Origin of the sequence: Empedobacter sp. UBA7611 (genome assembly GCF_002484365.1) — a bacterium.
In the GTDB taxonomy this organism is placed as follows: domain Bacteria; phylum Bacteroidota; class Bacteroidia; order Flavobacteriales; family Weeksellaceae; genus Empedobacter; species Empedobacter falsenii_B.
In genome coordinates this window covers 1-11336 of the sequence record NZ_DLJR01000010.1, presented here as the reverse complement: position 1 = coordinate 11336, position 11336 = coordinate 1, and the positions used below count along the sequence as shown (strand labels likewise).

General features: G+C 31.2%; 9 protein-coding genes. 7 read left to right on the top strand and 2 right to left on the bottom strand.

The genetic code is table 11. The features are described from left to right. Positions 1 to 14 precede the first annotated feature (14 nt). Entirely contained in the window at positions 15 to 2372 is a 2358-nt protein-coding gene (locus tag B3R94_RS01230) for a hypothetical protein (RefSeq protein WP_291098090.1), read from the bottom strand. A gap of 228 nt (positions 2373 to 2600) precedes the next feature. After that, on the bottom strand, positions 2601 to 4811 hold the full coding sequence (locus B3R94_RS01225; protein WP_291077861.1) for an NADP-dependent isocitrate dehydrogenase: 2211 nt from the start codon (positions 4809 to 4811) through the stop codon (positions 2601 to 2603). Positions 4812 to 5163: 352 nt separating this feature from the next. Here B3R94_RS01225 and B3R94_RS01220 point away from each other — a divergent pair, with 352 nt between their 5' ends. From B3R94_RS01220 to B3R94_RS01190, 7 genes are all read left to right on the top strand, one after another. Further along, positions 5164 to 6111 carry an endonuclease gene (locus tag B3R94_RS01220; RefSeq protein ID WP_291098088.1) on the top strand — a complete coding sequence of 316 codons (948 nt, stop codon included), beginning with the start codon at positions 5164 to 5166 and terminating at the stop codon, positions 6109 to 6111. A gap of 28 nt (positions 6112 to 6139) precedes the next feature. Next, complete coding sequence (locus tag B3R94_RS01215) at positions 6140 to 6613, top strand: Lrp/AsnC ligand binding domain-containing protein (RefSeq protein WP_125350002.1); 474 nt, start codon at positions 6140 to 6142, stop codon at positions 6611 to 6613. Positions 6614 to 6622: 9 nt separating this feature from the next. Continuing rightward, positions 6623 to 7366 carry a deoxyribose-phosphate aldolase gene (gene deoC / locus B3R94_RS01210; protein WP_114998760.1) on the top strand — a complete coding sequence of 248 codons (744 nt, stop codon included), beginning with the start codon at positions 6623 to 6625 and terminating at the stop codon, positions 7364 to 7366. Between the two features lie 228 nt (positions 7367 to 7594). Beyond that, positions 7595 to 8458: a helix-turn-helix domain-containing protein gene (locus B3R94_RS01205; RefSeq protein ID WP_291098085.1), complete on the top strand. Its 864-nt coding sequence runs from the start codon at positions 7595 to 7597 to the stop codon at positions 8456 to 8458. 166 nt (positions 8459 to 8624) lie between these two features. Beyond that, positions 8625 to 9197 carry a hypothetical protein gene (locus tag B3R94_RS01200; RefSeq protein WP_291098083.1) on the top strand — a complete coding sequence of 191 codons (573 nt, stop codon included), beginning with the start codon at positions 8625 to 8627 and terminating at the stop codon, positions 9195 to 9197. A 49-nt stretch (positions 9198 to 9246) separates the two neighbouring features. Continuing rightward, positions 9247 to 10053: a molecular chaperone gene (locus B3R94_RS01195; protein WP_291098081.1), complete on the top strand. Its 807-nt coding sequence runs from the start codon at positions 9247 to 9249 to the stop codon at positions 10051 to 10053. Between the two features lie 4 nt (positions 10054 to 10057). Then, positions 10058 to 11068: a hypothetical protein gene (locus B3R94_RS01190; protein WP_291098078.1), complete on the top strand. Its 1011-nt coding sequence runs from the start codon at positions 10058 to 10060 to the stop codon at positions 11066 to 11068. The last annotated feature ends 268 nt before the right edge of the window (positions 11069 to 11336 follow it).

Genomic DNA, 11336 nt, shown 5'->3' with positions numbered 1-11336 from the left:
ATTTTTTCAGGACGTTACAATTGAATTTTACCTTCGTAGAAAACAGGATTTCCTTTTTCATCGAAACCAATTATAGTTAATTGATAATCTTTTGGTTTATCGTTGTTGAAATATTCTATTTCTGTGTCTTCTCCTGGAGCTGTATACAAATTAGGATTCCAAAATAAAGTACTTCTTATGTCATTCGGAACATCGTTGTAAAGCGATTCGTAATCATCATTGTTAAAATATGGAAGGGATTGATTATAACCACCAATCTGAATTAAATTATTTGGTAACATCGGCGTGTTATCAACTGGCGCATCACTTCCTCGTTTCGAATAAATTGCAATTGCATTTCCAAGTAAACCAGCACCTTTGAAAATTTTTACCATCGCAATATCTCTAGGATTAATGCTCGTTAAATTATCCGAAGTCATTTTCATTTCGTTCCAATAAATTGCAACTTCAGAATTTCTAATTTTTGGAACTCCGTTAGAAACCGTTAATCCTGCAACTCGTCCAGCTAAAAAGTCCATAATATTTGTATAACCTTCTATTGGCTGAGATTCGTTTACGAAATCTATCACAGTTTCGTTTATGTTATTGAACATTCCGCTACTTAATTCATTGTTCAGCTTCTCAGTTTTCGATTTTTTATCCGCTTTTACAACAACTTCTTTCAGACGAATACTTTTATCATTGATGATTTTGATGTTCTGTTTATACGTATTCTGCTTCTCGACTTCTTCTTTATTCGTAATTTCTTCTAATAAATAAGGCGTTGCAGGCAATTTGGATTTATAACTTGTACTTTTATAATTTGGCACAACAGATAAAGTTAAAGTTCCGTTGTTGGCAGATTTTCCATTTTCCGAATTCAAGAAATAATTCATCGCCATTGGCCCATAATAAAACAAATTATTCATCTCGAAGTTTCCTTCATAATCAGTATCAAGCGTTGCAAATTCTTTTCCATTATTCTGCATTTTATAAATAATACTCAACGAAGCATTGCTCAATTCTCTCCCGTTATTATATGCTTTCACTTTGTAGGAAAGATATCTACGATCGTTGTCAATAGTAGGTTTTACGATATTTCCAACCACTAAATCTTCCCAATTAAATCTTTTCCATTTTTCTGTTATTAAAAGCGCATCCAGATTTTCTGAGAATTCATTATTTTTAAAATATTGTGTAGGATGATTAATTTTCGAACTAAAATCTCGCGTCAATAACATTGCAGAAATTAAATTGTCTTCATCATTATTTTTTTGATCTTTGATAACAGCCGAAAAATTAATTTCTTCAGGATATTTTACCTTAATTGTGTTTAATTCTCGTGGATTAGCCGTTGTTTCGAAAGAAATTTCAGGTTTTTTGTACGATTCTTTTGGATTGATAAATATCAAACGATTGGCAACTTCAATATCATTTGCATCAAAAATGGCAATGTTCAAAATACCTTTATCATTGTCTAAAACCTCTTTTGGAACATAAGTTGAAACCGATTCCACACTTTTTACAATTTGAGAACTCATTACAAGTTCATTATTAATTGTTCCAATAATTTTATGATTCAATAAAGGATTTTCTTGATTGATGCTTTTTAATTGGATCACAATGTCTTTGCTATTTCGAACAACTTTCATCAGAATCCCATCTTTTTTAGCTTCAGGTAAATCAATAATTTGTTGATTTCCTTTTTCGTCATTTAATTGTACTTGATAAGATTTGCCTTCTTCTGCTCTCAACGCAAAAGTCGCAACGTTTTCATCTAGATTATCAAATGTTGTAATTTTATTGGTAGGATTATTTTTCTCGAATACAAAACCATTCCATTTTTTTGGTAAATCTCCGTCCGATTTTAATCTTACAGCAAATTTAGTTGTCTGATTTTGAATAAAATTTCCACCTTCCGCAAAAGCTTTTGCATTCCATTTTAAATTTGGATTTGGAACAAGTTTTAACTTAGAATTTGGATTATAAATCTTGACTTGATTGATATGTTGAAATTCTTCCGAAAAAAAAGTCATGTAAGTCGTATAGGCTCTTACAAAGTAAACTCCTTCCTCGTTTTCGTTTTTGGTATTTAGCGTTCCGTCACTTTCACCGTTCACAATCGGAACCAGTTTTCGGTCGATTAATTTTTTGTCTTTATTGTATAATTCTACAATAAGATTTGTAGAAATTAAGCTCGGTTTGTAGCCATTTAATGTATAAGCTTTGAACCAAATATTGTCGCCAGCAATGTAATTTTCCTTATCAAATAATAAATAAACTTTTTCTTGAGCGTAATTTGTATCCAGACTTTTTATAGCCGTTTCTAATTTTGATTGCGCAAAAGTTGTAATCGAGCAAAAGTATAATGCGAGTAAATAAATATATTTCATGCGAGAATGATTAATCTAATAGAATGAATTTGAATTCTTAAAATTATCATTATTTAGACGATTTTCATTCAAATATTTTATTAAAGTTTATCATAACTTTTGATTGAATGACGATTTTTCTTCTCGAATAATGTTAATTTTTGTTAATGAATTTAATTAAAAGACTTTAAACAAAAAAAAACCTCGAGAATTTCTCGAGGTTTTGATTTATAAAGAAATGTTGTTAGATTAAATTCCGTCAACAATTGCATTTAATGTTGCAGATGGACGCATTGCAGCAGTTGTTTTAGCAAAATCTGCTTTGTAGTAACCACCAATATCTTGAGGTTTACCTTGTGCACCAATTAACTCTTCGTTAATTTTTGTTTCGTTTTCTTCCATAGCTTTTGCAACAGGAGCAAATTTAGCAGCTAAATCAGCATCTTTTGTTTGATTTGCTAATGCTTCTGCCCAGTACATTGCTAAGTAAAAGTGAGAACCACGGTTATCGATAGTTCCTAATTTACGACCTGGAGATTTGTCAGTCGCTAAAAATTTAGCATTTGCTTCATCTAAAGCATCAGCTAAAGTTTGAGCTTTTGCATTTCCTTGTGTTTGAGAAACGTGCTCTAAAGAAGCTTGTAATGCTAAGAATTCACCTAAAGAATCCCAACGTAAGTAACCTTCTTCTACGAATTGTTCGATGTGTTTTGGAGCAGATCCTCCCGCACCAGTTTCGAATAATCCACCTCCGTTCATTAATGGAACGATAGATAACATTTTAGCAGAAGTTCCTAATTCTAAAATTGGGAATAAATCTGTTAAGTAGTCACGTAAAACGTTACCAGAAACAGAAATAGTATCTTTTCCTTCTCTTGCACGGCTTAAAGTTTCTTTCATAGCGTCTTTAACGTCCATGATACGAATATCTAAACCTGTTGTATCGTGATCAGCTAAGTATTTTTCAACTTTTTTGATGATTTGTTGATCGTGAGCTCTTCCTTTATCTAACCAGAAAATTGCAGGAGTATCAGATAAACGAGATCTGTTAACTGCTAATTTAACCCAGTCTTGAATAGGAGCATCTTTAGTTTGAGACATTCTGAAAATATCAGAAGTTTCAACTTTTTGCTCTAATAAAGTGTTTCCGTTTGCGTCTTCAACTTTGATTGTTCCGTTTGCAGGAGCTTGGAAAGTTTTGTCGTGAGAACCATATTCTTCCGCTTTTTGAGCCATTAATCCAACATTAGGAACAGAACCCATTGTTGTAGGATCTAACGCTCCATTTGCTTTCATATCGTCTACAACAGCTTCGTAGAAACCAGCGTAAGAACGGTCTGGGATGATCGCTACAGTATCTTCTTCAGCACCATCTTTGTTCCACATTTTACCTCCGTTTCTTACTAATGCAGCCATAGATGCATCAACAATAATATCAGAAGGAACGTGGAAGTTAGTGATTCCTTTATCAGAATTAACCATTGCTACACGTGGTCCGTTTGCTAAATCAGCTTCAATTGCAGCTTTAACTTCTGCTTCTTGAGGTTGACCTTTTATTTTTTCGAATAAATCTGCTAAACCATTGTTTGGATTAATATCTAATGCTTTGAAAGTATCAGCATATTTTACGAAAACATCTTTAAAGAAAGTTTCTACGATAGCTCCAAAAATAACTGGATCAGAAACTTTCATCATTGTTGCTTTTAAGTGAGCAGACAATAATACGTTTTTGTCTTTTGCTTCTTGAATAGCTTCTTGAACAAATGATCTTAAAGAGTTTAAGTTCATTACAGAAGAATCAATTACTTCTCCAGCTTTTAAAGGTGCTGCTGATTTTAATTCTTGAACAGAACCATCTTCTCCGTAAAATTTGATTGTATATTCAGTTGCGTTTTCTAATGTAGTTGAATTTTCAGTACCATAGAAATCACCGGATTTCATGTAAGCAACTTCTGTTTTGCTGTCTGTAGCCCAAGCTCCCATTTTGTGAGGATTAGCTTTTGCATAGTTTTTAACAGCTTTCGGTGCACGACGGTCAGAGTTTCCTTCACGTAAAACTGGATTTACAGCAGAACCTAAAACTTTTCCGTATCTAGCTTTGATTGCTTTTTCATCTTCATTTTTTGGTTCAGCTGGATAATTTGGTACAGCAAAACCTTTCGCCTGCAATTCTGCAATCGCTTCGTCTAACTGAGGAACAGAAGCCGAAATATTAGGTAACTTAATGATATTTGCTTCCGGAGTAGTCGCCAAAGCTCCTAATTCTGCTAAAGCATCAGGAATTCTTTGTTCTTCTTTTAAGAATTCAGGGAAATTAGCTAAAATACGTCCAGCTAAAGAAATATCTGGAACTTCGATTGTAATATCAGCTGTTTTCGTGAATCCTTGTACGATTGGCAAAAATGAGTGAGTTGCCAACATCGGAGCTTCATCCGTAAGTGTGTAATGAATTTTTGACATTATGTTTTAAATTTTTTTGAGACTATTTTAATAATAGTCAATTAAAAATACATTTTTTCAATTTTGAATGCAGAAACTGCAAACTTTGCAAATATACAATATTTAGCAGATTAAGTTGACCATAAATCAATCATTTACACTAATTTTAGTATAATATTTAACATGATTTTTGATAGGTAGTCAAGTTGATAATTTATTGAAAGAAAATTGTTCAAGTTGATAATTTTTGACTGATTTTTTTTTCAACTTCATGTATAAGTTCACTTTTGAAAAAATCGTCTTTTTAATTCTTCTTAAGAAACCAATTTTTATAAACTTAGTTTCTTTCTTAATTTTGCATAAAACAATTCTTTTGAAACAAAATTTAGTGACAATCGCATTTTATAATGTCGAAAATTTTTATTCTAAATCTTCAGACGAATCTTTTTTACCCAGTAATTTTATCAAATGGAAAGATAATCGTTACGATACAAAGGTGAATAAGATTGCTTTTTGTATTTCTAAAATTGGCAAATTAGAAATAAATGAATTGCCATATTTGGTTGGTTTGGCTGAGGTTGAAAATGAAGAGGTTTTGCAAGATTTGATTCAAAATGATTTTTTGAAAGATGGCGATTATAAAACACTTTTATATGAATCATTAGATGAACGAAAAATAAATGTTGGATTAATTTATCGTCAACAATTTTTTGAAGTTTTAGAAAGCGAACCAATTAGATTTGTTTTTAAAGATCAGTTTGACACAAAATCTTATACACGTGATATTTTGTATGTAAAAGGAAATTTAGTTGGGAAAATAGTTCATCTTTTTATTGTTCATTTACCTTCTAAAATTGATAAAGAAATCAATCAATTAAAGCGTCAACATATTTTTAAAACGATTCGAAAAAGAATTAACAATTTGTTAACCGAAAATTATTCGGAAAAAATTGTTGTGATGGGAGATTTTAATGATTCTCCAACAAATTCTGACTTAATTGATGAATTGGATACACGTTCTAAACAAGAAGAGATAAACCGAAATGAATTATTCAATCCAATGGTCAGTCTACAATCGTATAAAAGAGGCTCGATGATCTTTAAAAAACAATGGATGTTATTTGATCAACAGCTTTTTTCGAAAGGATTTTTTACTTCTCAATCAAATTTAGAATATATAAAAACAGATATTTTTGATGCTGATTTTTTGAAGAATACAGGCGGAAAATCAACTGGTTTGCCATTCAGAACTTTTGTTGGCGGAAAATATTTCGGTGGATATAGCGACCATTTTCCCGTTTATACCATTTTAAAATATTAAATTTGTAGCGGTATAATTTTAAGAATAGGTGAGAATCCACGAAAATGGTCAGGTTGAGATTGACGGAATCGATAAGTTGATTCTGAATGCCTTTATGGACAATGCTAATATACCTGTTTCGCAATTAGCAAAAGAATTAGGTATATCAAATACGGCAGTTCATCAACGCATCAAGAAATTAGAAGCTTCTGGTGTGATTGATTCAACTAAAGTAATTGTAAATCCAGCAATTTTAGGTTATTCAACGATGTCATTTGTTGGTGTTTTTATGGACAAACCTTCTTCTTATAAATTAGTTGTGAAAGCTTTGGAAGAGATTCCAGAAGTAGTGGAAGCTCATTTTACAACGGGAAATTACGGGATTTTCCTTAAAATTTTGAGTCGTGATAATCTACATTTAATGAATGTGTTGAACAAAAAAATTCAGCAAATTGATGGCGTTACACGTACAGAAACTATAATTTCGTTGGAGCAACCAATAGATAGACAAATAAAACTTTAATATACAAAGATGAATATTAATCAATATTTAGACTCGACGTATCTTAAAACACCTGAACAAGCAGGTATTTCGAATTCTGATACATTAGAGATGGTGCATAAGTTAGCACAAGAAGCTATTGATAATGATATCTATGCGGTAATGATTCGTCCTGATTATGTAAGATCAGTTCGTGAATTATTGGATGAGAAAAAATCGAATGTTGTTTTGGGAACTGTAATTGGCTTTCCTGAAGGGACTTACGATTTGAATGAAAAGTTGAGAGAAGCGCAAAAAGCAATTGCTGATGGAGCCGATGAATTAGATTTTGTAGTAAACTACGAAGCGTTCAAAAAAGGTGATAGCGATAAAGTAAAAGAAGAAGTAGAAGCTGCAACATTAGTCGCATTGCGTGAAGGTAAAGTTGTAAAATGGATTATCGAAACTGCTGCTTTAACAGATGAACAGATTGTTGCTATAACACAATTAATTCGTGATACTGTTTTAGAAAAAGCAGGTGAAGAAAAAGCATCAAAAGTTTTTGTAAAATCTTCTACAGGTTTTTATAAAACTGAAAATGGAGAACCAAATGGAGCAAACGAGCATGTTATTAAATTGATGCTTGAAAATTCAGGTTCACTTCCAGTGAAAGCTTCTGGTGGAGTTCGCACAACAGAAGAAGCTGAAAAAATGATCGCTTTAGGCGTGAAAAGAATTGGAACATCATCTGCTTTAGCGATTGTAAAAGGAGAGCAAGGAGCAAAAGGTTATTAGAAAATTTCTACATTATAATACATTTAAAAGTCTCAATATTTATTGAGACTTTTTTTTATTCATTTAAAATAAGCTTTCTTTTTTAGTTAATTTTTTAAAATACTTAAATAGCATATTGTATTTTATTATTTTTGGAGTACTAAAATTATAACTATATTTAAATCAATTAATTTGGTTAAAAAAGGTCGTAATTTTGCATTGATAACACTGATAAAATAGTATAGACGTATGTTGTTGAATAATCGTAAAGTTTATAATAATTTGATTTTTGATGTAGGTATAACTGCATTTGAATTGAATGATATCCTACATACAGAAAAATTGAGAAAAGAGTTATCTGTTGATGAGTATTTTGGAATAATCTGGTCTGGTTCTAAAAAATTTGTTCATAAAATAAATGGAAAAGAATATTCGATTCCTAAAAACCATTTTCTTTTTATAGCTCCCAATATCTCTCAAGAATTTGTGAAACAAATTACTCGTACTGATGCTTATTATATTGTTTTCAAACAAGAATTTTATTCAAAATCAATCGAAGAGAACTTGAAGTTAGAAAATTCTACACTTTTTTCGCGAGATATTATAAATATTGTTGAGAATACAATTTGTTCTGCTCCAATTTTTGAGGCTAATTATTTGCAATATTTCTTTACTGCATTCGAAAATGAATTAGATATGAAACTTGCTCATAACCTTTTGGAACGTATTATTATCAATGGTCAAATGGAAACATTTGATATGCAAAGCCAATTTATACAAGATGATTTTGATGTAGAACTTGCGACAAAATTCAAAAAACTTTTGCAAGAAAATGTCAAGGAAAATAAACAAGTATCTTTTTACAGTGATAAACTTTTTATTACAAAAAGAAGGTTAGATAAAGCAACTCAAATCGTTTTTGGAAAAACAGCAAAAGGAATGATTGTTGAAGAATTGATGAAAAATGCAAAGATTTTATTAGTCAACTCAAAAATGTCAATAAAAGAGATTGCGCTGGAACTCAATTTCCTTCAAGAAACCAATTTTACTGCGTTTTTTAAGAAAAACACGGGGATTTCTCCGACTAAATTCAGACAAGGCACTCGGAATTAAATGGTTAGAAATGTCGTTTTTCATCATCTTTTGGTATGATTTAATCTTTTAAGAATAAAAAACAACTTCTACATTTGCATCGCATTTGAGAATAACCAATCTTAAATATATAAACTACCAGTTTATTTAACAAATATTTTTTAATAAATTTTTAACAAATTTTAAAATGATGAAAAAATTAGCATTTTTTTTAACAATTTTCTGTGGATTAGTTTCTGGAACAGCTTTCGCTCAAGATCCGACTACGACTGGGCCTGGGCCTAAAACAGCAACAGCAACATTAAACGTAAAACTAAAGCCAATTCAAACAATTGTTATTGGTGGTAATAATACAGTTGATTTAGTATATCAGACTAAAGATGATTATTCTAAGGGTGTAACTGCAAAAATGGACAACCACTTAATTGTATATAGTACTGGTGGTTTTGCTGTTAAAGTAAAATCTGAAAATGAAAATTTAGTTTTTACAAAAGACGGAACAACTGATAAAATCGATGTAAATACAATTAACTTAGTAGCAACTTTAGGTACAGGGAATCAATCAGGATCAACTTTCAGTGCAGTTACATTAGATAAATCAGACAAATCCTTGATTTCTAGCCAAGTTGGTGGTACAGATTTAAAATTCAACGTTGCGTATAACGGAAAAGGAAACAACGATTATGTAAACAAATATTACAATGTTGAGAATCCTAATGTTTATACAACTACTGTAACTTATACAATTGAGGCACAATAATATAAAAAACAGGAAGTGGTATTGAAAAATATCACTTCTTTTTTTGCTTATGAAAGTTCTTCGTTTTTTAACAATCGTTTCTTTTTTAGCATTAATCGTTTCAACTAAGATTAGTGCACAATCAGGTATTTCTGTAAGTCCACCAAGGACTTATTTTGCGTTAAATCCTGGTGAGTCTGAGCGTAAAAAGATTATGGTAACCAATGTAAGTGATGCACATACATTAGAGTTGTCTGTTTCTTTTAATGATTGGAAGTATGATGAGTTTGGAGGTAATGTAGTCTCTGAACCTAATACTTTACCAACAAGTAATGCAAACTGGATCACAGTTTTACCAAGTAATACATTTACACTTTTGCCAAAAGAATCGAAAGAAATAGAAGTTCTGATGCAAGTTCCTGAAAAGATAAATGCAGAGAGTGTGCATACAGCAATGATGTACATCACGCAAACAAATCCGATCGATGGACAAAACAAAAGTGGAGAAAATATTAAAATCTCGATTCGTACAGGTGTCAAAATTTATCAACGATTAAATATTGCACGTGATACAAATGTAGAGTTTACAAATTTTGTTTACGATAAAACTGAAAATCGTTTGGTGCTTAATATTTCCAATGAAGGAAATGTTTGGAGCGAAGGAACGATTACAAATGAAATCATTAATCAAGAAAATGGTCAACAAACAAAATTGCAAGATGCAGTTTTCTATAGTTTACCCAATGATAAAAGAATTGTATATATACCATTGCCAAAGGATTTGCCAAAAGGCTCGTATATTGTTACCTCAACTTTAAGTTTTGAGAAAGATGATCAATTGAAAATTGCTGAATTGACGTTCTCAAATGATAAATAGTAACTTGTTTCAGAAGATAGTTTCAACCATAACATTATTGTTGACAATGGCAGTTTCTGCTCAGTTTACGTTAAATGCTCATAATAATGGTTGGGTGCAAGTAAATGGAAGTAATGGAGTTACGACGGCTAATGTTGTGGCTGTAGAAATGCACATGTCTGGTGCTTTAAATTATAAAAATTGGTCTTTAGTTGCGCGTGTTGTTTCGCCTATTGTAAATTCTGAGAAAAAAGAATTTCCTGTCGAAAAACTGAAGCTAAAATTTAATAATTATACAACTTCTCAATATTATTCAGAGAATTATCCTACAATAAATCAATTAGGAGTTATTCAGAATAACATCGCGATGAGTTTTTCTCCAAATTATTTTATCCGAAATTCTCCTTTAACAATTGCAACACCAGCAGGAAAATATGGTGCAATTGTACTGAATTATGATATTGTGATTGATGCAGGAGCATATCTAAATCCTCTAAAATCATGGAACAATTATCCAATTCAATTCGAGTTTTCTTTATTGAATGAATTTGGAACCCTGATTGGTAAAAGTCTTTTTCCGATTGAAATGCAAATTAGTCCAAACGGAAATTACGAATCAGCTCCGACGTTTTCTATTGCGGTCGATGGTTCTGCTGTAAATGCAGAATTGGTTTTCAATACAATACAAGATTATAGAAATGGTGTAAAGAAAGAATATCAAAACGGCTTAATTGTTTCTTCTGATACTGCTTACGATATTCAAGTTTCGTCGCTTAATCAATATTTACAATCGAGTGATGCACAGAATTTGGAATTAAATTCAATCAATGTTCAGATAAAAGACACCGAAACAAATAATCTTTCTAAGGAAATAAAACTTTCGAATTACAATCAATCATTGATGACGAATAGTTCTAAAACGGCTTCAAAAAAGTACAATATTATTTATTCTACAACTCCGTCGGATAATAAAATTTTGAATAGCAAACCTGGGAATTATTCAACTTCTTTGCTGTACACGATTACACCTTTGTAAAACAATATGTTCTTTTCAATTAATTATTTTCGAAGCGTATTTTTTATTCTGCTTTTCCTTGTTAGCGGACAAAACTTACGTGCTCAAACAATAAATAACGGATTGAAATTTAGTACAATAAAAGAAGTTAAATTAGAAGATAGCAACAACTTTTCTGTTATTCTTCAATTAGAAAATACAACCAATGATACGATAAATGCTCGTCTGGGACTTAAAATTCCTTCGGCTATAAGATCGTATTCGCAAGATTGTAACGTCCTGAAAAAAT

Excerpts from the sequence above, each read along its gene's own strand:
- B3R94_RS01230 (WP_291098090.1), bottom strand. The coding sequence starts at position 2,372 with ATGAAATATATTTATTTACTCGCATTATACTTTTGCTCGATTACAACT.
- B3R94_RS01225 (WP_291077861.1), bottom strand. The coding sequence starts at position 4,811 with ATGTCAAAAATTCATTACACACTTACGGATGAAGCTCCGATGTTGGCA.
- deoC (WP_114998760.1), top strand. The coding sequence starts at position 6,623 with ATGAATATTAATCAATATTTAGACTCGACGTATCTTAAAACACCTGAA.
- B3R94_RS01205 (WP_291098085.1), top strand. The coding sequence starts at position 7,595 with ATGTTGTTGAATAATCGTAAAGTTTATAATAATTTGATTTTTGATGTA.
- B3R94_RS01200 (WP_291098083.1), top strand. The coding sequence starts at position 8,625 with ATGATGAAAAAATTAGCATTTTTTTTAACAATTTTCTGTGGATTAGTT.
- B3R94_RS01195 (WP_291098081.1), top strand. The coding sequence starts at position 9,247 with ATGAAAGTTCTTCGTTTTTTAACAATCGTTTCTTTTTTAGCATTAATC.